This is a genomic window from Zhihengliuella salsuginis, assembly GCF_014651715.1.
Taxonomy (GTDB): Bacteria; Actinomycetota; Actinomycetes; order Actinomycetales; family Micrococcaceae; genus Zhihengliuella; species Zhihengliuella salsuginis.
The window spans coordinates 33,488-59,241 of record NZ_BMXK01000002.1 but is presented as its reverse complement, the minus strand read 5'-3'; the positions used below and the strand labels follow the sequence as shown (position 1 = coordinate 59,241).

Annotated in this window: 23 protein-coding genes; 3 read left to right on the top strand and 20 right to left on the bottom strand. The window is 69.8% G+C overall.

What is annotated here, in order from left to right; genetic code table 11:
- The first annotated feature begins 182 nt into the window (after positions 1-182).
- The gene (panB, locus tag IE069_RS02365) at positions 183-1,049 is read left to right on the top strand and encodes a 3-methyl-2-oxobutanoate hydroxymethyltransferase (RefSeq protein ID WP_189348519.1); all 867 of its coding nucleotides are present in this window, start codon (positions 183-185) and stop codon (positions 1,047-1,049) included.
- Positions 1,050-1,084: 35 nt separating this feature from the next.
- Here panB and IE069_RS02360 read toward each other — a convergent pair whose 3' ends face one another.
- Positions 1,085-1,261, bottom strand: coding sequence for an SPOR domain-containing protein (locus IE069_RS02360; protein ID WP_189348518.1), 177 nt, complete (start codon positions 1,259-1,261; stop codon positions 1,085-1,087).
- A 106-nt stretch (positions 1,262-1,367) separates the two neighbouring features.
- On the opposite strand from IE069_RS02360, the gene map reads away from it, so the two are divergent.
- Together map and ppgK are read left to right on the top strand one after the other, a co-directional pair.
- Positions 1,368-2,240: a type I methionyl aminopeptidase gene (gene map, locus IE069_RS02355; protein ID WP_189348517.1), complete on the top strand. Its 873-nt coding sequence runs from the start codon at positions 1,368-1,370 to the stop codon at positions 2,238-2,240.
- A 59-nt stretch (positions 2,241-2,299) separates the two neighbouring features.
- On the top strand, positions 2,300-3,100 hold the full coding sequence (gene ppgK, locus IE069_RS02350) for a polyphosphate--glucose phosphotransferase (protein ID WP_189348516.1): 801 nt from the start codon (positions 2,300-2,302) through the stop codon (positions 3,098-3,100).
- A gap of 109 nt (positions 3,101-3,209) precedes the next feature.
- Here the strand turns inward: ppgK and nrdR are convergent, their stop codons facing one another.
- The 19 genes from nrdR to IE069_RS02255 all read right to left on the bottom strand — a co-directional run bounded on the left by nrdR (position 3,210) and on the right by IE069_RS02255 (position 25,752).
- Positions 3,210-3,698 carry a transcriptional regulator NrdR gene (nrdR, locus tag IE069_RS02345; protein ID WP_189348515.1) on the bottom strand — a complete coding sequence of 163 codons (489 nt, stop codon included), beginning with the start codon at positions 3,696-3,698 and terminating at the stop codon, positions 3,210-3,212.
- Between the two features lie 100 nt (positions 3,699-3,798).
- Positions 3,799-5,157: a histidinol dehydrogenase gene (hisD, locus tag IE069_RS02340; RefSeq protein ID WP_189348746.1), complete on the bottom strand. Its 1,359-nt coding sequence runs from the start codon at positions 5,155-5,157 to the stop codon at positions 3,799-3,801.
- Positions 5,158-5,271: 114 nt separating this feature from the next.
- Positions 5,272-8,832: a DNA polymerase III subunit alpha gene (gene dnaE, locus IE069_RS02335; protein WP_373287782.1), complete on the bottom strand. Its 3,561-nt coding sequence runs from the start codon at positions 8,830-8,832 to the stop codon at positions 5,272-5,274.
- A 93-nt stretch (positions 8,833-8,925) separates the two neighbouring features.
- Positions 8,926-9,849 carry an RluA family pseudouridine synthase gene (locus tag IE069_RS02330; RefSeq protein ID WP_189348514.1) on the bottom strand — a complete coding sequence of 308 codons (924 nt, stop codon included), beginning with the start codon at positions 9,847-9,849 and terminating at the stop codon, positions 8,926-8,928.
- Positions 9,850-10,353 (bottom strand): signal peptidase II, encoded by a 504-nt coding sequence (gene lspA / locus IE069_RS02325; protein ID WP_189348744.1) that lies wholly within the window; start codon positions 10,351-10,353, stop codon positions 9,850-9,852.
- Positions 10,354-10,501: 148 nt separating this feature from the next.
- The gene (locus tag IE069_RS02320) at positions 10,502-11,272 is read right to left on the bottom strand and encodes a DivIVA domain-containing protein (protein ID WP_189348513.1); all 771 of its coding nucleotides are present in this window, start codon (positions 11,270-11,272) and stop codon (positions 10,502-10,504) included.
- A gap of 167 nt (positions 11,273-11,439) precedes the next feature.
- Positions 11,440-11,730, bottom strand: a complete 291-nt coding sequence (locus IE069_RS02315) for a YggT family protein (RefSeq protein WP_189348512.1) — start codon at positions 11,728-11,730, stop codon at positions 11,440-11,442.
- 15 nt (positions 11,731-11,745) lie between these two features.
- Positions 11,746-12,276, bottom strand: a complete 531-nt coding sequence (locus IE069_RS02310; protein ID WP_189348511.1) for a cell division protein SepF — start codon at positions 12,274-12,276, stop codon at positions 11,746-11,748.
- A 68-nt stretch (positions 12,277-12,344) separates the two neighbouring features.
- Positions 12,345-13,151, bottom strand: a complete 807-nt coding sequence (locus IE069_RS02305) for a YggS family pyridoxal phosphate enzyme (RefSeq protein WP_189348510.1) — start codon at positions 13,149-13,151, stop codon at positions 12,345-12,347.
- Positions 13,148-13,903 carry a purine nucleoside phosphorylase YfiH/LACC1 family protein gene (locus IE069_RS02300; RefSeq protein WP_189348509.1) on the bottom strand — a complete coding sequence of 252 codons (756 nt, stop codon included), beginning with the start codon at positions 13,901-13,903 and terminating at the stop codon, positions 13,148-13,150. The genes IE069_RS02305 and IE069_RS02300 overlap by 4 nt, the downstream gene beginning before the upstream one ends.
- 89 nt (positions 13,904-13,992) lie before the next feature.
- Positions 13,993-15,276 (bottom strand): cell division protein FtsZ, encoded by a 1,284-nt coding sequence (ftsZ, locus tag IE069_RS02295; RefSeq protein WP_189348508.1) that lies wholly within the window; start codon positions 15,274-15,276, stop codon positions 13,993-13,995.
- A 165-nt stretch (positions 15,277-15,441) separates the two neighbouring features.
- Entirely contained in the window at positions 15,442-16,179 is a 738-nt protein-coding gene (locus tag IE069_RS02290) for a cell division protein FtsQ/DivIB (RefSeq protein WP_189348507.1), read from the bottom strand.
- Between the two features lie 2 nt (positions 16,180-16,181).
- On the bottom strand, positions 16,182-17,621 hold the full coding sequence (gene murC, locus IE069_RS02285) for a UDP-N-acetylmuramate--L-alanine ligase (protein ID WP_373287781.1): 1,440 nt from the start codon (positions 17,619-17,621) through the stop codon (positions 16,182-16,184).
- A gap of 36 nt (positions 17,622-17,657) precedes the next feature.
- The gene (murG, locus tag IE069_RS02280; protein ID WP_189348505.1) at positions 17,658-18,761 is read right to left on the bottom strand and encodes an undecaprenyldiphospho-muramoylpentapeptide beta-N-acetylglucosaminyltransferase; all 1,104 of its coding nucleotides are present in this window, start codon (positions 18,759-18,761) and stop codon (positions 17,658-17,660) included.
- Complete coding sequence (gene ftsW / locus IE069_RS02275) at positions 18,758-19,960, bottom strand: putative lipid II flippase FtsW (RefSeq protein WP_229790899.1); 1,203 nt, start codon at positions 19,958-19,960, stop codon at positions 18,758-18,760. The genes murG and ftsW overlap by 4 nt, the downstream gene beginning before the upstream one ends.
- Before the next feature lie 34 nt (positions 19,961-19,994).
- A complete protein-coding gene (gene murD, locus IE069_RS02270; RefSeq protein WP_189348504.1) occupies positions 19,995-21,515 on the bottom strand; it encodes a UDP-N-acetylmuramoyl-L-alanine--D-glutamate ligase in 1,521 nt (506 codons plus the stop codon).
- Positions 21,516-22,625, bottom strand: coding sequence for a phospho-N-acetylmuramoyl-pentapeptide-transferase (mraY, locus tag IE069_RS02265; protein ID WP_189348503.1), 1,110 nt, complete (start codon positions 22,623-22,625; stop codon positions 21,516-21,518). It lies immediately after the preceding gene.
- Positions 22,622-24,094, bottom strand: coding sequence for a UDP-N-acetylmuramoyl-tripeptide--D-alanyl-D-alanine ligase (locus tag IE069_RS02260; RefSeq protein WP_189348502.1), 1,473 nt, complete (start codon positions 24,092-24,094; stop codon positions 22,622-22,624). Before IE069_RS02260 ends, mraY begins: the two co-directional genes overlap by 4 nt.
- Before the next feature lie 2 nt (positions 24,095-24,096).
- The gene (locus IE069_RS02255; RefSeq protein ID WP_189348501.1) at positions 24,097-25,752 is read right to left on the bottom strand and encodes a UDP-N-acetylmuramoyl-L-alanyl-D-glutamate--2,6-diaminopimelate ligase; all 1,656 of its coding nucleotides are present in this window, start codon (positions 25,750-25,752) and stop codon (positions 24,097-24,099) included.
- Between the last annotated feature and the right edge of the window lie 2 nt (positions 25,753-25,754).

The following is a 25,754-nucleotide window of genomic DNA, read 5'->3' as shown; positions in this document are numbered from 1 at the left end:
CCTCGTCGAAGCATCCCGCTCCGCAAGGCATGTCAGTGCCACTCTACTCGGGAGGCCCCAGTATGCCGTGCACACATGACAAGGCCGTTTCGTCCGCGTGAACCGGCGCCCCACGGACCCTCCCGCCGTCGCTGGAGCACCGTTCCCGCCCCCGCCGCGACGGAGTGAATTAGGCTGTGGGCATGAGTTCCGAGCAGACCGCACCGTACGCCAGCTCCGCCGCCGAGTCGGGTCCGACCCCGCCGCCGGCGGCGCCGGCGAAGATCCGAATCCACCACCTGGCCGCGGCCAAGGCGGAGGGGCGCCGATTCTCGATGCTGACCGCCTACGACACGCTCATGGCCGAAGTGTTCGACGAGGCCGGCGTGGAGACGCTGCTGGTCGGCGACTCTGCGGCCAACAACGTGATGGGCCACGCGACCACGCTGCCCATCACCCTCGACGAGATGATCGTCTTCGCCAAGTCGGTCGTCTCGGGCGCCAAGCGCGCGCTCGTCGTCGTCGACCTGCCCTTCGGCTCCTACGAGGCCTCGGTCGAGCAGGCCGTGACGACCGGCGTGCGCCTCATGAAGGAGTCCGGCGTGCACGCCGTCAAGCTCGAGGGCGGCGCGTACTTCGCCGACCACGTGCGCGCGCTCACCGCCGCCGGCGTGCCCGTCATCGGCCACATCGGCTTCACCCCGCAGAGCGAGCACGCCCTGGGCGGGTACCGGGTCCAGGGCCGCGGGGACGCGGCGGAGGCCCTCCTCGAGGACGCCCGGGCGCTCGAGACCGCCGGCGCGTTCTGCGTCCTGATGGAGATGGTGCCCGCGGACGCCGCAGCGCGCGTCGACGAGGCCCTCGCCGTTCCGACGATCGGCATCGGCGCCGGTAATTCCACCACGGGCCAGGTCCTGGTCTGGCAGGACCTGCTCGGGCTGCGCCGCGGGCGCCTGCCGCGCTTCGTGAAGCAGTACGCGGACCTGCGGTCGATCGTGCACGACGCCGTCTCCGCCTACCGCTCCGACGTCGCCTCGGGCGCGTTCCCCGACACGGAGCATTCCTTCTAGCGGCATCTCATGTAAGATGCATCACTGGCGGCGATCTAATCGTCGTCGGCGTCGTCCCATGCCTCGTTGCGTTGGCGCACCTTCTCGAGGGCCTTCTCCGCCGCTTCCCGCGTCGGGTACGGCCCGATGAGCTGGGTCCAATCAGACTGGGCGCCAACCTCTACCTGGTGGGTCTCGACGTTGTACCAGTAGTCACCGGTGGGTTCGCTCATTTGGTGTCCCTCCCTTGTGGATTCCGCGTTGCGATGGTGCTCGCGTCACCTTCTTGCCAGCAACGATACTCGCACGCGTGCGAGTCACATGGATAGGATCGGACCCATGGCCATCTCCACCGCTCCCACAGGACAACTGACCCCCGGCACGCCCACGCCGATCCGCACCGTTCCGACGTCCATCCCCCGCCCCGAGTACGTCGGGAAACCGGCCCCCGCCCCGTACGAGGGCTCGGACGTCTACGATGCGGAGACGATCGAGAAGATCCGCCACGCCTCCGCTATCGCCGCGCGCGCCCTCGACGAGGTCGGGCGCGCTGTCGCACCCGGAATCACGACGGACGAGCTGGACCGGATCGGGCACGAGTACCTCCTCGACCACCACGCCTATCCCTCGACGCTCGGCTACCGCGGCTTCCCGAAGAGCACGTGCACCTCGATCAACGAGGTCATCTGCCACGGCATCCCCGACACCACCCGCCTCGAGGACGGCGACATCGTCAATGTCGACATCACCGCCTTCGTCGACGGCGTCCACGGCGACACCAACCGCACCTTCCTGGCCGGCAACGTCGACGAGGACTCCCGCCTTCTCGTGGAGCGCACCGAGGAGTCCCTGCGCCGGGCGATCAAGGCGGTCGCGCCGGGACGGGAGATCAACGTCATCGGGCGCACGATCGCCTCCTACGCCAAGCGCTTCGGCTACGGCGTAGTCCGCGACTTCACGGGCCACGGTGTCGGCAAGGCCTTCCACTCCGGTCTCATCATCCCCCACTACGACGCCGCCCCGGCCTACAGCCAGCGGATCGAACCGGGCATGGTGTTCACGATCGAGCCGATGCTGACGCTCGGCGCGCAGGAGTGGGAGATGTGGGAGGACGGCTGGACGGCCGTGACCCGCGATCGCCGACGCACCGCGCAGTTCGAGCACACGCTCGTCGTGACGGATTCGGGCGCCGAAGTACTCACCGTCCCGTAGGGATTTTCGCTCGCAAGTAACTCCCGCCCCGCGCGGCGGGACCGACTCAGAGGAATCAGATGGCCAAGGACAAGAAGAAGGACCAGCCGAAGACGGCGATCGGCGTCGACATCGGCGGGACCGGCATGAAGGGCGGCATCGTCGATCTGAAGAAGGGCAAGCTGATCGGCGACCGCTTCCGGATCCCGACGCCGAATCCTTCCACCCCCGAGGCCGTGGCCGACGTTCTGGGGCAGATCGTCGACGAGCTGATGAAGCGGGACGAGGCGCCGTCTGCCGACACCCCGGTGGGCGCCGCCTTCCCCGCCATCATCGACGACGGTGTCGCCCGCTCGGCGGCCAACGTCGACAAGTCGTGGATCGACGCGGACGTCGACAAGATCTTCACCGAGCGCCTGGGCCGGGAGGTCCACATCATCAACGACGCCGACGCGGCCGGCCTCGCGGAGGCGCGCTACGGCGCGGGCCAGGACGTGAAAGGCACCGTCCTGGCCATCACGCTGGGCACCGGCATCGGCTCGGCCATGCTCTACGACGGCCAGCTGATTCCGAACTTCGAGCTGGGCCACCTCGAGCTGGACGGGCACGGCGCCGAGACCCGCGCGTCGGCGTCCGCGCGCGAGCGCGAAGACCTCCCCTGGGACGAGTACGCGGACCGCCTGCAGCGCTACTTCTCCCACGTGGAATTCCTGTTCTCGCCGAAGCTGTTCATCATCGGCGGCGGCATCTCCAAGCGCAGCGACGACTACCTGCCCCTGATGAACCTCCGCACGCCGGTCGTCACGGCCGAGCTGAAGAACAATGCGGGCATCGTGGGCGCCGGGCTGCAGGCCGCCCTGCACTTCAAGCTCGTCGAATAGGCGCCGCGCCGGACAGAGAAATCCGGTGGCGGTCTCGGCTTCCCCTCCGAGACCGCCACCGGATTTTTCATGCCGCCGGGCGGGTCCTGCTGCCGCCGGCGGAGTCTGGTTAATCCGCCGTCAGCGGCCGCTGCCTGCCGACGGCGGCCTCCGGGCTCTCCTTGCGGAGCTTCGCAATGGCTGTTTCGAAGTCCTCCAGGGAATCGAACCCCTGGTAGACACTGGCGAACCGGAGGAAGGCGACCTGGTCGAGCTTCTGCAGCGGCCCGAGGATCGCCAGGCCGACCTGGTGGGCGTCGATCTCCGCGGTGCCCGAGAGCCGAACGGCCTCTTCGACCTCCTGGGCCAGCAACGCCAGGTCGTCGTCCGTGACCGGGCGCCCCTGGCAGGCCTTGCGGACGCCGCTGATGACCTTGGACCGGCTGAACGGCTCCGCCACGCCCGAGCGCTTGATCACGGAGAGGCTGGCCGTCTCGACGGTCGTGAACCGTCGGCCGCATTCGCCGCACTGGCGGCGGCGCCGGATCGCGGACCCGTCGTCTGCGACGCGCGAGTCGACCACGCGCGAATCGGTGTTGCGGCAGTACGGGCAGTGCATCAGCCGTTCCTCCTCACGCGCTTCGAGCGACTTCTCGCCGGATGACTACATCTAGTGTAATCACAAAGTTGTCATTCCCACATCTAGTGGCCCCGGGGAGCTACTCCCCGACTCCCCGCACGAGGACCGCGTCGCCGTGGGCCGGCAGATCCTCCGCCCGCGCCAGGGTCACGACGTGTCCGGCGACGTCCGCGAGGGCCGCCGCCGAGTAGTCGACGACCTGGATGGCCTTCATGAACGTCGCCACGTTCAGACCGGACGCGTGGGCGGCGGTGCCGCTGGTCGGCAGGACGTGGTTGGAACCGGCGCTGTAGTCCCCGAGGCTCACGGGGCTGTAGGGACCCACGAAGATCGCGCCGGCGGCGGTCACGCGCGCCGCGGTTTCGGCGGGGTTCCTGGTGTGGATCTCGAGGTGTTCGGCCGCGTAGACGTTGCACACGCGCAGTCCCGCATCGAGGTCGTCGACCAGGACGATCGCGGACTGCCGCCCGGCCAGGGCCGTGACGACGCGCTCGTGGTGCTTCGTCGTGGCGATCTGGTCGAGCAGCGCCGCCCGCACGCCGGCGGCGAGCTGCTCGGAGTCCGTGACGAGCACGGCCGCCGCGTCGGGGTCGTGCTCCGCCTGGCTGATCATGTCGGCGGCGACGAAGCTCGGGGTCGCGCTCTCGTCCGCCAGGATCGCGATCTCCGTCGGCCCCGCCTCGGCGTCGATCCCGACGACGCCCTTGAGCAGGCGCTTGGCCGTGGCCACGAAGACATTGCCCGGGCCCGTCACCACGTCGACCGGTTCGATGGCCGCGGCCGAGCCGGTGGCCCCGATGCCGTAGGCCAGGGCCGCCACCGCCTGGGCGCCGCCCATGGCGTGCACCTCCTCGATGCCCAGCAGGTGGGCGGCTGCGAGGATGGTCGGGTGGGGCAGGCCGCCGAACTCGCGCTGCGGCGGCGACGCCAGGGCCAGCGATTTCACACCGGCGGCCTGCGCGGGGACGGCGTTCATGACGACGGAGCTCGGGTAGACGGCGAGGCCGCCGGGGACGTACAACCCCACCCGGCGCACGGGCTCCCAGCGCTGGGTCACGACGGCGCCGTTGCTGAAGGTCGACGCCGCGTCGCGGGGACGCTGGGCGGCCGCGAACTCGCGGGCCCGCGCGATCGACTCCTCGAGGGCCGCGCGGACCTGCGGATCGAGCTCGGCTGCCGCCCGTTCGAGCTCGGCTGCGGGGACGCGGGTGGTGGACAGCTCGACGCCGTCGAACTTCAGGGCCAGCTCGGCCAGCGCGGCGAAGCCCTCGGCCCGCACCCGGCGGATGATCTCCTCCACGGCAGCCGTGGCCGTGCCTGAATCCTGCTCGGGCCGCGGCATGACGGCCTTCAGCTCGGCATGCGTGAGCTCATGACCCGTCGCGCTCACACGCAGATCCATGGTCCGCACGGGGGCGTCGCTGTCGGAAAAGGGCATCGGGGTTGTCGCGTTCTCACTCACCCGAGCAAGTTTACTTGCGACGGCCCGGAAGCGGGCGTCGTCGTACCCCCGTGTGACGCACCGGCCGCCGGGCCCCGCCGGTCCGCGAGCCTAGACGTCGAGGCAGGCGGGACCGAGCAGGACCTTCAGATCGCCGAAGAGCGCGGGGTTCGGGTTGACCCGGAAGTCCGGGCCGAGGCGCATCAGCTGGACGGACCGGGTGCCGGCGAGCTTGACGCGCACCTCGGTGCTGCCCGGGTGCGTCTGCAGGACGCTGCCCAGCTGCGAGACCACGTCCTCCGTCGCCTTGTGGCTCTGCATCGAGATCACCACCGGCCCGGCGAGGCCGTCCTCGCTGATCTCGGGGATCGTCATCTCCTGCGCGGAGATGCTGATGGCGCCGTCGTCGCGCTTCTGGAAGCGGCCCTTGATGACGACGATCAGGTCCTCCGCCAGCACGGACGCGATCGGCCCGTAGGCCTGGCCGAAGAACATGACCTCGATGGAGCCGGACATGTCCTCCACCTCGCAGCGCGCGTAGGGGTTGCCGCTCGTCTTCGCGATGCGCCGCTGCAGGGAGGTGATCATGCCCGCGATCTTGACGACCTGGCCGTCATGCGGCGCGTCCTCGCCGAGCAGGTGGTTCACGGGCATGTCAGCATGCTGCTCCAGCACGCCGCCGAGCCCCTGCAGCGGGTGGTCGGAGACGTAGAGGCCCAGCATCTCGCGCTCGAAGCCGAGCTTGTCCTTCTTCTCCCACTCCGGCAGGTCAGGGATCTCGACCGTCAGGCTGGAACCGGCGTCGGCGTCGTCGAGGCCGCTGAAGAGGTCGAACTGGTTGGCCGCCTCGTTGCGCTTGAGGATGACGACCGAATCGACGGCCTCCTCGTGGATCATGGCGAGCGAGCGGCGCGAGTGCCCCATCTCGTCGAAGGCGCCGGCCTTGACGAGGGACTCGATGGTCCGCTTGTTGCACACCACGGCCGGGACCTTCTGGAGGAAATCGCTGAACGACTCGAAGCGTCCCTTCTCCTCGCGGGCCTCGACCATGGCGTTGACCACGTTGGTGCCGACGTTGCGGATGGCCCCCATTCCGAAGCGGATGTCGTTGCCGACCGGGGTGAAGTTCAGGGAGGATTCGGAGACGTCCGGCGGCAGGACCGTGATGCCCATGCGCCGGCATTCGTTGAGGTACATGGCCAGCTTGTCCTTGTCGTCGCCGACGGAGGTCAGCAGGGCCGCCATGTACTCGCCCGGGTAGTGGGCCTTGAGGTAGGCGGTCCAGTAGGAGACCAGCCCGTACGCCGCGGAGTGCGCCTTGTTGAAGGCGTAGTCGGAGAACGGGAGCAGGATGTCCCACAGCGACTTGATGGCCGCCTCCGAGAAGCCGCCGTCGACCATGCCCTGGTGGAACGCCTCGTACTGCTTGTCCAGCTCCGACTTCTTCTTCTTGCCCATCGCGCGGCGCAGGATGTCGGCCTGGCCGAGCGAATAGCCGGCGACCTTCTGCGCGATGGCCATGACCTGCTCCTGGTAAACGATCAGGCCGTAGGTGGTGTCGAGGATGTCCTTGAGCGGCTCCTCGAGCTCCGCGTGGATCGGAGTGACGTCCTGGAGCCCGTTCTTGCGCAGCGCGTAGTTGTTGTGCGAGTTCGCGCCCATCGGGCCCGGACGGTACAGCGCGATGACGGCGGAGATGTCCTCGAAGTTGTCGGGACGCATGAGGCGCAGCAGCGCGCGCATGGGTCCGCCGTCGAGCTGGAACACGCCGAGCGTGTCGCCGCGGGCCAACAGCTCGTAGGCGGCCCGGTCGTCCGTGGCGAGTCGCTCGAGGTCGAGGGTCTCGTTCCGGTTCGCCTGGATGTTCTCGATGGCGTCCGAGACGATCGTCAGGTTGCGCAACCCGAGAAAGTCCATCTTGATCAGGCCGAGGCCCTCACACGTCGGGTAGTCGAACTGCGTGATGACCTGCCCGTCCTGGAGCCGGCGCATGATGGGAATGACGTCGATCACCGGGTCCGAGCTCATGATCACGCCGGCCGCGTGCACGCCCCACTGGCGCTTCAGCCCCTCCAGCCCCTTCGCCGTCTCGAAGACGCGCGCCGCCTCGGGGTCGTTGGCGAGCAGGTTCCGGAAGTCGCCGGCCTCGGAGTAGCGCTGGGACTTCGGATCCTCGATGTCCTTCAGTGGGATGTCCTTGGCCATGACGGCCGGCGGCAGCGCCTTCGTGAGCTGCTCGCCCATGCTGAACGGATAGCCCAGGACGCGGGACGAGTCTTTGAGCGCCTGCTTGGTCTTGATGGATCCGTAGGTGACGATCATCGCCACGCGCTCGTCGCCGTACTTCTCGGTCACGTACTTGATGACCTCGGAACGGCGACGATCATCGAAGTCGACGTCGAAGTCGGGCATGGAGACGCGGTCCGGGTTGAGGAACCGCTCGAAGATCAGGCCGTGGCGCAGCGGGTCCAGGTCGGTGATGCGCATCGCGTAGGCGACCATCGAGCCTGCGCCCGAGCCTCGGCCCGGTCCCACGCGGATGCCGTTGTCCTTGGACCAGTTGATGAAGTCGGCGACCACCAGGAAGTAGCCCGGGAAGCCCATCGTGATGATGATGTCGAGCTCGTAGTCGGCCTGCTTGCGCACATCGTCCGGAATCCCGTCCGGGTACCGGTAGTGCAGCCCCTTGTCGACCTCCTTGATGAGCCAGCTGGTCTCGTCCTCCCCCGGCGGGCAGGGGTACTTCGGCATGTAGTTGGCCTCCGTGTCGAAGGAGACCTCGGTGCGCTCGGCGATGAGCAGCGTGTTGTCGCACGCCTCGGGCATCTCCTTGAAGAGCTCCCGCATCTCGCGGGGGCTCTTGACGTAGTAGCCGGACCCGGAGAAGGCGAAGCGGGAGCCGCCCTGGTCGTACGTCGGCTCGTTCAGCGTCGAGCCAGAATTGATGGCGAGCAGGGCCTCGTGCGCCTTGGCGTCGTGCTCGTGGGTGTAGTGCAGGTCGTTCGTGGCCAGCAGCGGCAGCTCGAGCTCCTTGGCCAGCCGCAGCAGATCCTTCGTGACACGCCGCTCGATCTGCAGGCCGTGGTCCATGAGCTCGCAGAAGTAGTTCTCGGCGCCGAAGATCTCGCGGTACCCGGCAGCCGCCTTCTTGGCCTCCTCGTACTGCCCGAGCCGCAGCTTGGCCTGCACCTCGCCGGACGGGCAGCCCGTCGTGGCGATCATTCCCTCGGAGTGCTCGTTGAGGAGCTCGCGGTCCCAGCGCGGGTACTTGCCCAGCGGAGAATCGAGCGAGGCCCTGGAACCGCCCTTGAAGAGATTGCGCATACCGGTGTTGTTGTAGCTGAGCAGTGTCATGTGCGTGTAGAGGCCGCCACCGGCGACGTCGTCGCCCTTCTGGGATTCCTCGGTGCGCCATTTCACGCGGGTCTTGTCGTGCCGCTCCGTGCCCGGCGTGACGTACGCCTCGACGCCGATGATCGGCTTGATGCCGGCGTTCGTCGCCTGGTTCCAGAAGTCGAAGGCGCCGAAGAGGTAGCCGTGGTCGGTCGTGGCGATGGCGTCCATGCCCAGCCGCTCGGTCTCCTTGAAGAGCTCGGGCAGGCGCGCCGCCCCGTCGAGCATCGAGTACTCGGTGTGCGTGTGCAGATGAACGAAACCGTCTTGATTAGCCACCAGAACATTCTAGAAGCCCCGACGGGCGATTGCGCACCGGGCGCGGAACGCAGGCGCGCCCACGGTCCCGCCGTCGTCGTGCCGTCCGCTGCCCTAGTGCAGGCCGTCCCGCAGCAACTCGAGTGCCTCCTGCAGATCGGCCGGGTAGTCGCTGGCGTATTCCACCCACTCGCCCGTGACCGGATGTGGGAAACCCAACTTGTGGGCATGCAGCCACTGGCGGGTCAAGCCGAGCGCGGCGGCCAGTTTCGGGTCCGCCCCGTAGGTCAGATCGCCCGCGCAGGGGTGGTTGAGCGCGGAGAAGTGGACGCGGATCTGGTGGGTGCGGCCCGTTTCCAGGTGCACCTCGGCCAGCGAGGCGCGCCCGAAGGCCTCGATGACCTCGTAGTGGGTGATCGAGTCGCGGCCGTCCTCCAGGACGGCGAACTTCCAATCGTGCCCGGGGTGCCGCCCGATGGGCGCGTCGATGGTGCCCTTCAGGGGGTCGGGGATGCCCTGGACCACCGCGTGGTAGACCTTCTTCGGCGTCCGGTCGCGGAAGGCCTGCTTCAGCGTGGTGTAGGCGCGTTCGCTCGTGGCCACCACCATGAGGCCGGACGTGCCGACGTCGAGCCGGTGGACGATCCCCTGCCGCTCGGCGGCACCCGAGGTGCTGATCCGGTACCCCTCCGCGGCCAGGGCCCCGACGACCGTGGGGCCGACCCACCCCGGCGACGGGTGCGCGGCGACGCCGACGGGCTTGTCGATCACGACGTAGTCGTCGGTCTCGGCGATGATCTTCAGAGCTTCCACGGCCTCAACCTTCACTTCCAGCGGGTCCGGGCGCTCCGGAACCGTCACGTCGACGCTCTCGCCGGCGGCGAGCCGCCGCGACTTCGCCGCCTTCCTCTCCCCGATCAGCACGTGGCCGTCTTTGCAGAGCTGGGCCGCGTGCGAACGTGAGATCCCCAGCATGTCGGCGATGAATGCGTCGGCCCGGGTCCCCTCGTCGTACTCCTCGACCTCGAGAACGGGCATTCAGTCCTCCTCGTCCCGGGCCGCTGCGCGCTCGGCGTCCTCAGCCTCCGGGCGGTGCCCGTCGAGGTTGACGCCGCGGAAGATCAGCAGGCAGACCCCGATCATCGAGCACACCACGAACGAGTCGGCGATGTTGAAGACGGCGAAATTCGGCACGGCGATGAAATCGACGACGTGGCCCATCCCGAACGACGGCTCCCGGAAGAGCCGGTCCACGAGGTTGCCGGCGGCCCCGCCGGCGACGCCGCCGAGGGCGAGCGCCCACGGGGTGTACCTGACGCGCGCGGCGATGACCGCGATGTAGACGACGACGGCCGCCTGGAAAAGCGTGAACACCCAGGTCACGCTGGTTCCGATCGAGAACGCGGCGCCCGGGTTCAGGATGTAGTGCCAGCTGAGGACCGGGTCGATCACGGGGATCGACTCCCCGAGGTCCATGTTCGACTGCACCAGCCACTTGGTGAACTGGTCCAGTCCGAGGGCCACGGCGAAGACCAGGCCCATCAGGGCGAACCGGCGCGGCGGCTTCGGGTGCGGTGCTGTTTCCACGGTGGCTGTCTCCAGTCTCGGGTGCGGGGGCGTCGTCGCAGACTCCCGGTTAACGCACGATCGGCGGCCGGTAGTTCCGGCCGCCGATCGTGTTCGTTGCAGGTTAGGCGTTGTCCAGGCTGTCCGGTGCGGACGAGCCCTTCGCGTCCAGCTCGCGGAGCTGGCCCTCGATGTACGCCTTGAGGCGACCGCGGTAGTCGCGCTCGAAGGTGCGCAGCGAGTCGACCTTCTGCTCGAGCTCGGTCTTCTGGACCTCGAGCGCGTTCAGCGTCTGACGGCTCTTCTCCTCAGCCTCCTCGACCAGCGTCTTGGCCTGGGTCTGGGCCTCGGCGATGATCTTGTCGCGCTTCTGGTTGCCTTCGCTGACGTACTCGTCGTGCAGGCGCTGGGCCATCGCGAGGACGCCTGCGGCGGACTCGGCGGACCCGCCCTGGGCGGCCGGGGCAGCAGCCGCCGGAGCGGCGGCACCAGCGGTCGGTGCAGCAGCAGAGGCAGTCCCCGTCGAGGCCGGGGTCGACTCCGCCGGCTTCGCGTCGGCAGCCGGTGCGGCGTCCGCCTTCGCGGCCGGCTTCTCGGCCTTCTCCTCGACCGTGGCCTTCTTGTCGGCCTTGGCGTCCGACTTGCCCTCGGTCTTCTCCTCGACCTTGCCCGCCGGAGCGGCGGCAACCGGAGCCGGAACGGCTGCGGTCTCGGCACCCTCGCCGGAGTCGGATTCGGCTACGCGACGACGAAGTTCGTCGTTCTCCTGATTCAGGCGACGCAGTTCGACGACGATCTCGTCGAGAAAGTCGTCAACCTCATCCTGATCGTAGCCCTCACGGAACTTGGTCGGCTGGAATCGTTTGTTGACAACGTCTTCTGGCGTGAGCGCCATCTGGTCACCTCAATACTTAGGTCTCTCCCGACCGCAGCGTTTGTGCCGGGCGGCTTGTCACATTCAATACCTCGGAAGTCGGGCTCCCGAGGCACTTCGTTCACAAGACTATAGCGGTCTTGGCGGTTCCGCTAAACATTCACCCATATTTTATGAGCATCTTTGCACTACTGAGCGATCGATGAAACGACCAGTTTCGCGATCACGACCGCGAAAAACAAGATGAGGAATGCCAGATCGAGCCGCATCCCCCCTAGGTCCAAGGGCTTGACCTTGGACCGGAGCCAGCGCATGGGAGGGTCCGTCATCCGGTAGACGAACGAGGCCACGACGAGCGCCAGACCGGACGGACGCCACGACCGGGCGAACATCTGGACGACGTCGTACACGATCCTGATCATCAGGACGACCTGGAAGACCGTCAGGACGATGTAGACCAGCGCGAGGAGTAGTTCCACGGACCGTCTTTCCCGCTAGCTCTGGTTGAAGAAGGCGGACTGCTCTTCGGAGGCCTTCTTGTCCTCGCCGAGGACCTCGACCGTGGCCGGTGAGAGCAGGAACACCTTGTTGGTAACACGTTCGATCGTGCCACGCAGGCCGAAGACGAGCCCCGCCGAGAAGTCGACGAGCCGCTTCGCTTCCGCCTCCCCCATGTCGGTGACGTTCATGATCACCGGAATCCCGTCACGGAAGCTCTCACCGATGATCTTGGCATCGTTGTACGAGCGTGGGTGAACGGTCGTAATCTGGCGCAATTCGAAATCCTCGTCCCTCGATGAAGCCGCGCGCTTGATGGGCGTCACCGGCGCCCGGTATTCCTTCTCGGACTCTTGAGCTTCGGGCTTGGCCGCCGACTGGGCGGGCTTCGCCTCCTGAGACGGCGTGGGCTCGGAGCGGCGCACGTCTTCGCGTTCGACCGCCTCGACACGCTGATCGTCGTCGTAGTGCTCGTCGCCGTCGGCGAGTCCCAGGTAGATCATCGTCTTGCGCAGTGCGCCAGCCATGGTCTTCTCCTTGTAGTCGTGCGCGGTCCAGCGCCTCACGATCGCCGGCTCATCCGCTTAGTTCGACGCTACCGCAACGGGGGCCGCGGCCCGAGCACATCTGAGCCGATTCGCAGGTGTGTCGCGCCCGCTGCGACGGCCTCCTCGAGGTCCTGGCTCATCCCGGCCGAGACGGTCGTGGCGTGCGGATGCTCCTGCTGGAGTTCGCGCGAGATGCGCATCAGGCGGGCGAACGCGGCCGCCGGTTCGCCGCCGAGGGGTGCCACGGCCATCACGCCGCCCAATTCGAGGTTCGGGTCCTCCTCGACGAGGGCTGCGAGCGAGTGGACGTCGGCGGGGGCGGCGCCGCCGCGACCGAGCGTCGCGGCGCGGTTCCCGCCCTCCGGGGCCGGCTCGCGCGCGTCCCGCTCGAGCTGCTCGGCGGTGCGCAGGTCGACCTGGATCAGGACCTCCAAGGTGCCGCGGTCCGGCAGGCCGTCCTCCGCGCGCCGTTCGTGCTCGCGCCGCATGGCCTTGCCCAGCGCAGCGACGAGCTGCGGCCGGTCGATGGACTGCACGACGTCGGCGTACTTGACGACGGACTTGGCCTTGTTCGTCTGGAGCTGGCCGATGAAGTGCCGGCGCAACACCAGATCGTCGGTGTCCGCCGCCTTGGCGCCGGCCTCCTGGTCCCGGTTCTCCCCCACCTGCCGGACGCCGAGCGCCGCCAGATGCCGCACATCGTCGGCCGGGAAGAACTTGGTGACGACGATCAGCTCGGGCTCGTCGGCCCGCCCCGCGGCGGCGGTCGCGTCGGCGATGCGGCGCCGGACGCGCCCCAGCCGCTCGGCGAGGTCCGCGCGCCGCGCCTCGGAGTCGCTGCTCTGCCCTGTCATGCCTTCTCCCTTCGAGTCTCCGCGCCGCCGCCGGCGCCGAGCCAGATGATGCCCGCGATCCGCCCGGTGCCGGGGTCCTCGCGGTACGAGTAGAACCGTTCGTCCTCCAGCGTGCAGGCGCCCGACTCGACGACGTCCGCGCCCAGTCCGCGGAGCTGGCGGGCGGCGCCCGCCGGCAGGTCCAGTCCGTCGCTGCCCCAGCGCGTCGTGCTGCCGGTCCCGGGCAGCTGCTGCTCCGCCTCGGCCCGCATCGTGGCGGGAACCTCGTAGCAGCGGCCGCAGATGGACGGCCCGATCCACGCCGTGATCACGGGCTCCGCGCCGCCGTCCGCCGGCACTGCGGCCCGCAGCGCGGACACCGTCTCCCGCAGGACGCCGTCAAGCAGGCCCCGGCGGCCGGCGTGCGCGGCCGCGAGGGCCACGCGCCCGCCCGCGACGGCGGACACGACGACGGGCAGGCAGTCCGCGACCATCACCGCCAGCGGGAGATCGTCCGCGGTGGTGACCAGCGCATCGGCCGTGGGGGCCGGGGAGACCGGGCCCTCGACGTGTGCGACGAGGCTCGAGTGGATCTGGTCCATGAACTGGGCGGGCCCCGGCAGGCCGAGATCCGGGACCAGGCGGTCCCGGCGCGCCGCGACGGCGGCCGGGTCGTCGCCGACGTGGAGCGCGAGGTTTCCCGCCTCGCGCGTGGTGAACGCGACTCGGACGGACCGGTCCCCGCCGTCGACGGGCTGGCTGAACTGCAGCATGACGCTCCTCGCCGCTGGCAGGTGGAAGGTTTTTTAACGACGTCGGCCGGCCGAGCGGGTGCCCGGCCGGCCGACGGCAGCTCGTGTTCCTACTTCAGGAAGTCGGGCACGTCCAGGTCGTCGCTCTCACTGGCGCTCAGGTCCTGGTCGACGACGGTCGGCAGCTCCTCGTACTGCTGCCCCGGCCGCGACTCGGGCTGGGCCGGCTCGGCGGCGGACTGCGCGGACGCCGCCACCGGCGAGGATGCGGCCGGCGGGTTCACCGGCATCGTCCCCGGCACGCCCTGCCCGTTGGACGGGGCGTTCAGCGGCATGGTCCCCGGAACCGAGACCGCCTGGCGCGGCGCCTCCGCCGGCTGACCGCTCTGGCCCGCGGCCGACTGCGCGTTCGCGGAGCCCTGGCTGCTGGCCGGGGCGTTCGTGACGTCGACCTGGTCGAAACCGGCCGCGATCACCGTCACGCGGGCCTCGTCTCCGAGAGCGTCGTCGATGACGGCGCCGAAGATGATGTTGGCCTCCGGGTGGGCGACCTCCTGGACCAGCCGCGCGGCCTCGTTGATCTCGAAGAGACCGAGGTCGGAGCCGCCCTGGATGGACAGCAGCACCCCGTGGGCCCCGTCGATGGAGGCCTCGAGCAGCGGCGACGCGATGGCGAGTTCGGCGGCCTTGACGGCACGGTCCTCTCCCCGCGCCGAGCCGATGCCCATGAGCGCGGAGCCCGCGCCCTGCATGACCGACTTGACGTCCGCGAAGTCGAGGTTGATCAGGCCCGGGGTCGTGATCAGGTCAGTGATGCCCTGGACACCCGAGAGCAGCACCTGGTCCGCCGAGCGGAAGGCGTCGAGGACCGAGACGTTGCGGTCGCTGATGGAGAGCAGACGGTCGTTGGGGATGACGATCAGCGTGTCGACCTCGTCGCGCAGCGCGTCGATGCCGGCCTCGGCCGAGGTCGCACGACGGCGGCCCTCGAACGTGAACGGACGCGTCACCACGCCGATGGTCAGGGCGCCGAGGGAGCGGGCGATCCGGGCGACGACGGGTGCGCCGCCGGTGCCGGTTCCACCGCCCTCGCCGGCGGTCACGAAGACCATGTCGGCCCCGCGGAGGACCTCCTCGATCTCCTCCGCGTGGTCTTCGGCGGCCTGCCGGCCCACCTCGGGGTTGGCACCGGCGCCGAGACCACGGGTGAGCTCGCGGCCGACGTCGAGTTTGACGTCGGCATCGCTCATGAGCAGCGCCTGCGCGTCGGTGTTAATCGCAATGAATTCGACGCCACGGAGGCCGACTTCGATCATGCGGTTGACGGCGTTGACGCCGCCACCGCCGATTCCGACGACCTTGATGACGGCGAGGTAATTCTGGGGAGCTGCCACGTCCTGTTTCCCTTGCTCGGTGTGTGCTGTGCGGGTCTGCTTTTCGACGTTCAACCCTAACGTTGAAGTTGAGGGTTATAGTTATGTCAAGCTGCTGCTATCTAGACGCTATGGTTCCGGTGGGCCCGAAGCAATGACCTGCGCCGCGTGTCGTTGCAATCATCGTCATCGCGTGACCGGACGCTCCGGACTGGAGACGTCGTAGACCGACACCGCGGGCTGGTCCTCCGGGGGCTCGACGCCCAGCAGGGCCGTCAGGACACCCGCCTTCTCGGGGTTGCGCTCAGCGCTCCCCCAGCGGACGCGTTCGCCCGTGACCAGTTCGAGCTCGACGGAGTCGATCGTCTCGGCCGTCGCGAACTTCAGCTGCGCGAGCACGTCTTCGGGCAGCGCTGCGAGCACCGTGGTGATCGTCTCGAACAACTCGGGCTTGGAATCGCCGGAGACCCCCGAGATCTGCGGCAGCTCGAAGTCGTCGCGGTTCTCCACGGTTTTCAGGTAGCGTCCGTCGGCGGCCACCAGCTTGTACGCCCCGTCGCCTCCCGTGATCGCCACCGGCTGGAATTCGGTCACGATCACGTGCAGGGTGTCGGGCGCCTCGGCCTGGATCACGACGTCGTCGACGGCCGGCTGGTCCGCCAGCAGGTCGCGGACCGTGCCCGGACCCACGCGCGGCAGCGGAACCCCGTGCAGCGGCTCCAGGTCACCGGCCACGGACTCCGCAGACGCCAGCTGCTGCCCGGTGACCTCGATCTTCTCGATCGCCAGCAGCGGCGAGTAGAGCAGGACCGCGATCAGAGCCAGGACCACGACGAGGGTCGCGGACCCTCCGATGAGGAGCCGCTTCCTCCAGACCTTGGCCGGCTGCGGCGGCAGCTCGACGATGTTGTGCTCGACGGACACTGCTACCCCGCCGACACGGCGGTCGCGCGCAGCGCGTCCAGGATCCGGGGCCCGTACTCGGTGACGTCGCCGGCGCCGACGGTCATGACGATGTCGCCCGGCCGCGCCGACGCGGCCAGCCGGGACGCGGCGTCGTCGGCCGCGACGAATCCGCCGTCGGTGCTCAGCGCGTCGGTCACCAGGTCGCTGGTCACGCCCTCGATCGGGGTCTCGCGCGCCGGATAGATCTCCAGCACGTGCGCCGAGTCCGCGAGGGAGAGCGCTTCGGCGAATTCGCGCGAGAACTCCTTGGTCCGCGAGAACAGGTGCGGCTGGAAGAGCACGTGGACACGGTGGCCGGCCGAGACCGCGCGTCCGGCGCGCAGCGCGGCGGCGACCTCCGTGGGATGGTGCGCGTAGTCGTCGTAGACGCGGACGCCCGCCTCCTCGCCGCGGTACTCGAACCGGCGCGCCGCCCCCGAGAAGGACGCCAGCCCCGCCACGGCCTGCTCAGCGCTCATCCCGAACTCGTGTCCGACGGCGAAGGCCGCGGCGGCGTTGAGCAGGTTGTGGTCGCCCGGGACCGCCAGATCCAGCGTCGCCGTGCCGGCCGTGCCGAAGCCGAGCCGGCATCCGTAGCGCAACCCGTCCGCATGGGCCTCGGCGAGCTGCCAGTCGGCGCCGTCGGAGAACCCGTAGGTCTGCACGCGGACGTCGGGGCGCTCACGGCGCACGCGCTCGGCCAGGGCGGCCGCGCCGTCGTCGTCCGCGCACGCGACCAGCAGGCCGTCCGGCGGCAGCAGGGAGGCGAAACGGTAGAAGCTCTCGTGCACGGCCTCTGCCGTGCCGTAGTGGTCCAGGTGGTCGGCCTCGACGTTGGTCACGACGGCGACGTCGGGCGTGTAGTTCATGAAGGAGCCGTCGGACTCGTCGGCCTCGGCCACGAAGATCCGGCCGTCGCCGAGCTCCGCGTTGACGCCCAGGCCGCCGACGTTGGCGCCGATCGCGAAGGACGGGGCCAGGCCGGCGTGGCGCAGCATCACGGCGACGAGCGACGTCGTGGTGGTCTTGCCGTGGGTGCCCGCGATCGTGACGACCCGGTGGCCCTCCATGGTGGCCGCGAGGCCCTCCGACCGGTGCAGGATGCGCACGCCGCGGCGGACGGCCTCGTCGTACTCGGGATTGCCGTCCTTGATGATCGAGGAGGCGACGACGGTGTCGACCTCGCCCAGGTTCTCCGCCGCGTAGCCGACGTGCACGCGGGCGCCTCCGTCCGCGAGCTCGTGCAGGACCGGCAGGTCCTTGCCGTCCGTGCCGGAGATCGTGGTGCCGCGGGCCTGCATGAGGCGCGCCACCGCCGATACGCCGACTCCGCCGAGGCCCAGGAAGTGCACGCGCCCCAGGTCTTCGAGCCGACGCGGTGCGGCGGCGGGCTGGTCAACGTTCTTCGTCATGGGTTCCATCTCTTCGTCCTCGGTCCTCACGGTGTCGTCTCGGTTTCAGGCGCCGGCTGCTGCTTCGAAGACGAGCTGCGCCACGGCCTCGGCGGCGTCGCGCCGCCCGTGGTGGGCGGCCGCCCGGCCCATCGCCTCCAGCCGGGCGTCGTCGTTCAGCAGCGGGACCACGTGGTCGCGCACGTAGTCCGCCGTGAAGTCGGCGTTGTCGACCATGACGGCGCCCTGCGCGTCGACGAGCGGCTGCCCGTTGTGGCGCTGCTCGCCGTTGCCGATCGGCAGCGGCACCAGCACGGAGGGCAGCCCGACGGCCGCGAGCTCGCAGACCGTTCCGGCACCGGAGCGGCACACCATCAGGTCGGCCGCCGCGTAGGCGCGCTCCATCCCGTCCACGTATTCGACCTGGACGTACCCGGGTGCCGCCAGCGGTTCGCCGTCCGCGCCGGTGATCTGCTTGTCGCGCCCGGTGACGTGGAGGACCTGGACCGCCGGTTCCGCCCGCGAGATCGCGTCGAGTGCGCCGACGAGGGCCTGGTTCAGAGTGACGGCGCCCGAGGACCCGCCGGTGACGACGAGGGTCCTCTTCTCCGGGTCGAGCCCGAGCGAGACCCGCGCGTCGCGACGCGCGGACGCCCGGTCCAGCCGGGCGATCTCGCGCCGCATCGGCATCCCGACGACCTGCGCCTTCGGCAGCGACGTCCCGGCGAACGCGGCGGCCACGCGGGCGGCGAAGCGCGCGCCGACCTTGTTGGCCAGCCCGGCGCGGGCGTTGGCCTCGTGGATCACCACGGGGACGCCCCGCCGCCTGGCCGCGAGGTAGACCGGGGTGCACACGTAGCCGCCCACGCCCACGACGACGTCGGCACCGGCGCGGTCGATGATCTCGCCGGCGTGCCGCACGGCCTTCGCGAAGCGGAACGGCAGCTTCAGCAGCGCCGTCGACGGGCGCCGCGGCATCGGCACGCGCTCGATCGTCTCGAGCTCGTATCCGGCAGCGGGCACCAGGCGGGTCTCCATGCCGGAGGCGGTGCCCACCGTGGTGATCCGCGTTCCGGGGGCGGCGCCGACGAGGGCGTCCGCGATCGCGAGGAGCGGGGAGATGTGGCCGGCGGTGCCGCCGCCGGCCAGGACAACCGAGATGTCGTTCATGCGGGCTGCTGCGTCTTTCGTCGTGATGGTGTGGAGGATCCGGTCTTGGCGCTCTGGCGCGCGAAGGCGAGGATCACGCCGATGGCGGCGAGGGAGATGACGAGCGCGGAACCGCCATAGGAGATGAAGGGGAGCGGGATGCCGATCACGGGCAGCAGCCCGGTCACCATGCCCATGTTGATGAAGGCCTGCCCGATGAGCCAGGCCATGATGCCGCCGGTGGCCACGCGGACGAACGTGTCCCGGCTCTGGAAGGCCACGCGGTACATGGCGGCGGCGAGGCCGGCGAAGAGCACCACGATCACGAGGGTGCCCACGAGCCCGAGCTCCTCGCCGACGATGGCCAGGATGTAGTCGGTCTGGGCTTCCGGCAGGTAGTTCCACTTCTGTCGCGACTGGCCCAGGCCGACCCCCCACCAGCCGCCTGAGGCCAGCGCGTAGAAGCCGTGCATCGGCTGGTAGCAGGCACGGTTGCCTTCGCAGTCGATCTGGAGCCAGGCGTTGAGCCGGCCCATGCGGTTCTCGGAGAAGGCGAACACGGCGATCGCGCCCACGATGCCGGCGAGGCCGCCGAGAACGAAGATCCGCTTGGGCGCGCCGGCCAGGAACAGCACGGCGGCGACGATGAGGACGAGCACGAGCAGCGTGCCGACGTCGTGCCCGAGCAGGACGAAGAGCAGGATGATCGCCGAGCCCGGGACGACGACCGGGATGAGGGCGTGCTTCCAGTCCCTGACCAGATGGCCCTTGGTCGCCAGGATGTGGGCGCTCCAGACGGCCAGTGCGAGCTTCGCCGCCTCCGAGGGCTGCGCACGGATGCCTGCGAGTTCGATCCAGTTGCGGTTGCCGTTCACGGTCACGCCGAGGGGCGTCAGCACGAGCGCCAGGGTGACCACGGCGATCCCGAGCAGCGGCCACGCGAGGCGCCGGTACCAGCGGATCGGGACCCTGGAGAGGACCAGCATCGCCACGACACCGACGACGGCGAAGATGCCCTGGCGGATGAACAGGCCGTAGGAGTTGGACTCCTTGGAGATCGCGGAGACGGACGAGGAGGAGAGGACCATGAGCAGGCCGATCACGGTGAGCGCGAGCGCGCTGCCGAGGATCATGTAATAGCCGCTGTTGCGGCCGCCGCCCTCCTGGCCCTCGAGCAGACGCCAGAATCGCGTCAGGCCGCCTGCTCGTCGGGTCTTCACGTCGGGTCCCTCCGGCTCTGCCTCGTGGCCCGGGTCAGGATTCGGGCCGTTCCATCAATTCACGCACCGCCTCCATGAAGGCGTTGCCGCGCTGCGCATAGGACGTGAACTGGTCCATCGACGCCGCGGCCGGTGCCATGAGGACCGTGTCCCCCGGTTGCGCTGCCTCCGCGGCGAGGTCGACGGCTTGTGCCATGACCGCCGTCCCGGAGACGGAATGCGAACCGGCCGGTCCTGCACCACCAGTGTCCCCCACCGACGTCGCCAATACGGGAACATCCGGAGCGTGTTCTCGCAGGGCCTCGCGCAGGCCCGTCGTGTCGACTCCGATCAAAACGACCGCGCGCAGGCGTTCGGCGTTGTCAGCGACGATCCGGTGGTAGTCGACGCCCTTGGAGAGGCCGCCGGCGATCCAGACCACCGAGCGGAACGAGCCCAGGGACGCGGCCGCGGCGTGCGGGTTGGTCGCCTTGGAGTCGTTGATCCAGAGGATGTCCCCGCGGCGGGCCACCGCCTGGATCCTGTGGTCGCCGGGCTGGTAGGCCAGCAGACCGTCCCGGACGGCCTCGGCCGGGACGCCGTGGGCGCGCACGAGAGCCGCCGCGGCCAGGGCGTTGGCGACGTTGTGCCGGGCCGGCACCTCGCCGACGTCGTTGACGGCCGCCAGCTCGATCGCAGAGTTCGCCCGGTCTTCGAGGTAGGCGCGGTCGATGAGGAGCCCCTCGGCGATGCCGACCATGCTGCGGGCGGGGACGCCCGTGGTGAAGCCGATGGCCCGGCAGCCCTCGACGACGTCCGCGTTCTCGACCATGCGCATGGTCACGGGGTCCTCGACGTTGAAGACGGCGGCGACGCGGGTGCGCTCGTAGATCTTCGCCTTCGCCGCCCGGTACTCGTCGAAGGAGCCGTGCCAGTCGACGTGGTCCTCGGCGATGTTCAGCACGACGGAAGCCTGCGGCGACATCGTGTGTGTGTAGTGCAGCTGGAAGCTGGAGAGCTCGACCACGAGGACGTCGAACCCCTGCGGGTCGCGGATGGCGTCCAGGATCGGGGTGCCGACGTTGCCGACGGCCAGGGCGCGCAGTCCGGCGGCCTGGAGCATCGACTCGGCCATGGAGACCGTCGTCGTCTTGCCGTTGGTGCCGGTGAGCACGAGCCATTCGGCCGTCGGGCGGCCGGCGCGCTCGCGCACCCGCCAGGCGAGCTCGACGTCGCCCCACACCGGGATCGCGGCCTCTTCCGCGGCGGCGATGAGCGGCTGGCGGGGGCTCCAGCCCGGCGAGGACACGACGAGCTCGGGCGCCCCGCCGTCGATGAGCGGCAGCACGTCCTGGTTCCCGGCGCCGAGCAGGACGTCGGCGGCGCCGACGATGCGCAGTGTGTCCGCGCGCTGCCGGTTCTCCTCCGAGTCGTTCCCGTCGACGACGACGACGCGCGCGCCGAGCTCGATCAGGGTGTCCGCCGCGGAGAACCCGCTGAGCCCCAGACCCGTGACCACGACCCGCAGGCCGGACCAGTCGGCGTCCCAGCTGGTCAGTTCGTCCAGATTCGCCATTTAGAGGCCCACCACCCATTCGGCGTAGAAGATTCCGAGGCCGGCCGCGACGAAGAGCCCCGCCAGGATCCAGAAGCGGACCACGACCGTGACCTCGGCCCAACCCTTGAGTTCGAAGTGGTGCTGCAGCGGGGCCATGAGGAAGACGCGCTTGCCGCCGGAGAGCTTGAAGAAGCCGACCTGGATGATGACGGAGAGCGTGATGACGACGAACAGGCCGGCGAGGACCAGAAGCAGCAGCTCGGTGCGCGAGAGGATCGCGAACGCGGCGAGGGCGCCGCCGATGGCGAGCGAGCCGGTGTCGCCCATGAAGATGTGCGCCGGGGACGTGTTCCACCACAGGAAGCCGATCAGGGCGCCGCAGAGGATCGCGCCGAGCAGCGCCAGGTCCATTGGGTCGCGGACCTCGTAGCAGACCGAGCCGATCGCACGGGAGGACCCGCAGGCCTGGTTGTACTGCCAGATGCCCATGAGCGTGTAGGCGCCGAACACCATGATGGATGCGCCGGCGGCCAGCCCGTCGAGCCCGTCGGTGACGTTGACGCCGTTCGTGGTCGCGGTGACGATCAGGTTGGACCAGATGACGAACAGGATCGCGCCGACGATGGGCCCGAAGAAGGCCAGGTCGAGCCATGGGATGTCGCGGATGAAGGAGATCTGGGTCGACGCGGGCGTCAGGCCCTTCTCGTTCGGGAACTGCAGGGCCAGCAGGGCGAACGCGATGCCCACGAGTGCCTGGCCGAGGATCTTCTCCCAGGGGCGCAGGCCGAGGCTGCGCTGCTTCGAGATCTTGATGAAGTCGTCGAGGAACCCGACGAGGCCCATGCCGATCATGAGGAACATCAGCAGCAGGCCCGAGGTCGTCGGGCCGGTGGCGTGCTCGCTGGTGAGCGCCCGGATGCCGTGGGTGAGGAAGTAGGCCAGCACCACCGCCAAGACGATCATCGCGCCGCCCATGGTGGGCGTGCCGCGCTTCGTGTGGTGCGACGTCGGGCCGTCGTCGCGCACGAACTGGCCGTACCGCCGGTGGACCAGGAGTTTGATCAGCAGCGGCGTGCCGACGAAGGTGAGGATCAAGGCCAGGCTGGCGCCCATCAGCAGTGCGATCATTCCGTGGTCTCCTCTGGGGCGGTGGCTGCAGCACTCGCCTGTGCGATCCGGTCACCCAGGTGCCGCAGGCCGGCCGAGTTCGATGACTTGAACAAGACGATATCGCCGCTGGCGAGCTGCTCGGTGAGCAGCGCCTCGGCCTCGTCGATGGTCTCGGCGTAGAACGCCTCGTCCCCCCAGCTTCCCTCGAGCACCGCGGAGTTGTAGGCGGGCTTCGCCTCGCGCCCCACGACGACGAGCTTCTTGATGTTCAGGCGCACGGCCTGGCGGCCCAAGAGGTCGTGCTCTAGCACGGACTCGTCGCCCAGCTCGAGCATCGGCCCCAGGACGGCCCACGTGCGGCGCGCCTGGCCGGCCCCGTCGGGCAGTCCGAGCTCGGCGAGGGTCTGCAGTGCGGCCCGCATCGATTCGGGATTGGCGTTGTAGGCGTCGTTGACGACGCTCACACCGTCCGCGCGCTCGGTCCGCTCCATCCGCCAGCGGCTCGTCGGCCCGCGGCCGTCGAGTTGCGCGACGATCGTCCCGGGGTCCACGCCGAGCGCGAAGGCAGCGGCCGCGGCGGCCAGCAGGTTGTAGACGTGGTGGCGGCCGATCAGGCCGCTGACCAGGCTGAACTCACGGCCGTCCGGGAATACGACGTCGAACGCGGGCTGACCGTTCCGGGTCACCTCGACGCGGCGCGCGGAGATGACGTCGACGCCGTCGACGGGCCCGGCGTCGATGCCGAACCCGATGACGCGCGCCGAGGTGCGCTCGCGCATCCGGGCGACGCGGGCGTCGTCGAGGTTGATGATCGCGGTGCCGTCCGCCGGGAGCGCCTCGACGAGCTCGCCCTTGGCGCGCTCGATGTTGTCGACGCCGCCGAACTCCCCGGCGTGGGCGCTGCCGACGCAGAGCACGACCCCGGTGTCCGGCTGCACCATGTCGGTGAGGTAGGTGATGTGGCCGACGCCGGTCGCCCCCATCTCGATGACGAGGTTCCGGGTGCTCTCGCTGGCGCGGAAGACGGTCAACGGCACGCCGACCTCGCCGTTGTAGGAGCCGACCGGGGCGATGGTCTCCCCCGTCGTCTCGAGGATCGAGGCGAGCAGGTCCTTGGTCGTCGTCTTGCCGGCCGAGCCGGTGATGCCGACGACCCGTGCACCGCGCCCCTTGAGGAAGCGGACCAGGTGGGCGGCGACGGCCCCCATGGCGTCCACGGCATCGTCGACGATGACCGCGGGATGCTCGTTCCCGTCGGCGTCGAGGGTCGTGCGCTCGGTCAGGGCCAGGACCGCGCCGGCGGCGAACGCCGCATCGAGGAAGTGGTGGCCGTCGGAGAACTCCCCCGGCTTGGCGACGAAGAGCCACCCCGGTTGGATCTCCCGGGAATCGGTGTCGACGCCGAGGATCCGGGTCGCGCCGTCGGCGGACGCGCTCAGGCGACCGCCGGTGATCTCGGCGATCTGGGCAGTGTTGAGTTCAATCATGGCTATGAGGACTTTACTCCCTCGGGGTCCGGACCCCGGAACTCGTCTCGTGTGGTGCTGCCCTCAATCGGGGCTCCGCCGAGCACGCTGTGGCCGGCGGCGAGCAGCGCGCGCCGCAGTTCGACGCGGTCGTCGAGGGCGTGGTCGACCCCTTGGACCTCTTGGATGGTCTCGTGTCCGCGGCCGGCGATCAGGACCGTGTCCTGCGGCCTGGCCAGCTGCACCGCGTGCTCGATGGCCCTCGCCCGGGGCGCGGATTCCACGACGTCGGCAGCGAGGTTCTCCGCGCGGACCGCGGCCCGCGCGCCCTCCAGCACGGCGGCCCGGATTCCGGCCGCGTCCTCGCCGTGCGGGTCGTCGTCGGTGACGACGACGACGTCGGCGTGCCGTGCGGCGACCGCCCCCATGACGGGCCGCTTGGTCGCGTCGCGGTCCCCCGTCGCCCCGAAGACCACGATGACCCGGCCGCCTGTATCGGCCGGACGCACCGCGTCGATGGCGCGTTCGAGGGCGTCGGCGTTGTGCGCGAAGTCGACGACGGCGGCGGGCCGGGTCCCGATGACCTGCATGCGCCCGGGAACCTCGACCGTGAGCGGGTCCAGGGTTGAAAGGGTCTGCTGCAGCGTGCCCAAGTCGGCGCCGGAGGCGACGATCATGACGACGGCCAGCGCGGCGTTGGACACGTTGAACAGGCCCGGCAGCCCGGTGCTGACCTGCAGAACCGCGCCCCGGGGCCCGTGCAGTTCGAACGCGTGGCCCAGCCCGTGGGGGCGGATGCTGCTGACCACCCAGTCGGCGTCGGGTGCTGCGCCGGCCGCGGTCGCGAGTGTCAGTGTGGCAGCGCCGGAGGCCCGGCGCTCGGCGGCGAGCCGGGTGCCCCACTCGTCGTCGACGGTGACGACGGCGCTGCGGCTCGTCTCGGCCGCGAAGAGCCCGGCTTTGGAGGCGAAGTAGTCCTCCATCGTCCCGTGCAGATCGAGGTGGTCCTGGGTCAGATTCGTGAAGCCCGAGACCTGGAACGCCAGGCCGGCCACCCGCTGGTAGTCGAGCGAGTGCGAGGAGACCTCCATGGCGGCTGCCGTGATGCCCCCCTCGCGCATGCGGGCCATCAGGGCGTGCAGCTGCGGCGCCTCCGGCGTCGTGAGGACGGACGGCACGGGCGTGGCGCCGGCGACGATCTCGATGGTGCCGATCAGTCCGGTCTCGTGTCCGAGTGCCCGGAGCAGGGAGCGCAGGAAATAGGTGGTGGTGGTCTTCCCGTTGGTGCCGGTGACCCCGAAGAGTGCGGGAGCGTCGGCGCGCGTCCCGTAGACGAGGGAGGCGACGCGGCCGATCACGCTGCGCACCGCCGTCGTGCTGAGCACGGGGAGGCCGCTGCCGGCCGCCAGGGACGCGCCCTCGTCGTCGGTCAGGATCGCGGCGGCGCCCGCGGCGGCCGCGGCGGCCGCGAACCGGGCGCCGTGCACGCGTGCGCCGGGCAGCGCCACGTACAGGTCGCCGGGCTGGACGGCACGCGAATCGAGGCATACGCCCGTGACGGCGGCCGCGGGGCCCGCGTAGTCGATCTCATCGACGGCGGCGGAGATCTCCTCGAGCTGGACGCGGTCGTGCCGGGCCGGGCGGAACTCCCGCTCGGCCTCCTGATGGTTGAGCCCCACGT

What these genes read in the sequence shown, in the direction of transcription:
- panB (WP_189348519.1), top strand. Translation starts at nt 183, where the DNA reads ATGAGTTCCGAGCAGACCGCACCGTACGCCAGCTCCGCCGCCGAGTCG.
- IE069_RS02360 (WP_189348518.1), bottom strand. Translation starts at nt 1,261, where the DNA reads ATGAGCGAACCCACCGGTGACTACTGGTACAACGTCGAGACCCACCAG.
- map (WP_189348517.1), top strand. Translation starts at nt 1,368, where the DNA reads ATGGCCATCTCCACCGCTCCCACAGGACAACTGACCCCCGGCACGCCC.
- ppgK (WP_189348516.1), top strand. Translation starts at nt 2,300, where the DNA reads ATGGCCAAGGACAAGAAGAAGGACCAGCCGAAGACGGCGATCGGCGTC.
- nrdR (WP_189348515.1), bottom strand. Translation starts at nt 3,698, where the DNA reads ATGCACTGCCCGTACTGCCGCAACACCGATTCGCGCGTGGTCGACTCG.
- hisD (WP_189348746.1), bottom strand. Translation starts at nt 5,157, where the DNA reads ATGCCCTTTTCCGACAGCGACGCCCCCGTGCGGACCATGGATCTGCGT.
- IE069_RS02330 (WP_189348514.1), bottom strand. Translation starts at nt 9,849, where the DNA reads ATGCCCGTTCTCGAGGTCGAGGAGTACGACGAGGGGACCCGGGCCGAC.
- lspA (WP_189348744.1), bottom strand. Translation starts at nt 10,353, where the DNA reads ATGGGCCTGGTCTTCGCCGTGGCCCTCGGACTGGACCAGTTCACCAAG.
- IE069_RS02320 (WP_189348513.1), bottom strand. Translation starts at nt 11,272, where the DNA reads ATGGCGCTCACGCCAGAAGACGTTGTCAACAAACGATTCCAGCCGACC.
- IE069_RS02310 (WP_189348511.1), bottom strand. Translation starts at nt 12,276, where the DNA reads ATGGCTGGCGCACTGCGCAAGACGATGATCTACCTGGGACTCGCCGAC.
- IE069_RS02305 (WP_189348510.1), bottom strand. Translation starts at nt 13,151, where the DNA reads ATGACAGGGCAGAGCAGCGACTCCGAGGCGCGGCGCGCGGACCTCGCC.
- IE069_RS02300 (WP_189348509.1), bottom strand. Translation starts at nt 13,903, where the DNA reads ATGCTGCAGTTCAGCCAGCCCGTCGACGGCGGGGACCGGTCCGTCCGA.
- murC (WP_373287781.1), bottom strand. Translation starts at nt 17,621, where the DNA reads ATGGAACCCATGACGAAGAACGTTGACCAGCCCGCCGCCGCACCGCGT.
- murG (WP_189348505.1), bottom strand. Translation starts at nt 18,761, where the DNA reads ATGAACGACATCTCGGTTGTCCTGGCCGGCGGCGGCACCGCCGGCCAC.
- murD (WP_189348504.1), bottom strand. Translation starts at nt 21,515, where the DNA reads ATGGCGAATCTGGACGAACTGACCAGCTGGGACGCCGACTGGTCCGGC.
- mraY (WP_189348503.1), bottom strand. Translation starts at nt 22,625, where the DNA reads ATGATCGCACTGCTGATGGGCGCCAGCCTGGCCTTGATCCTCACCTTC.
- IE069_RS02260 (WP_189348502.1), bottom strand. Translation starts at nt 24,094, where the DNA reads ATGATTGAACTCAACACTGCCCAGATCGCCGAGATCACCGGCGGTCGC.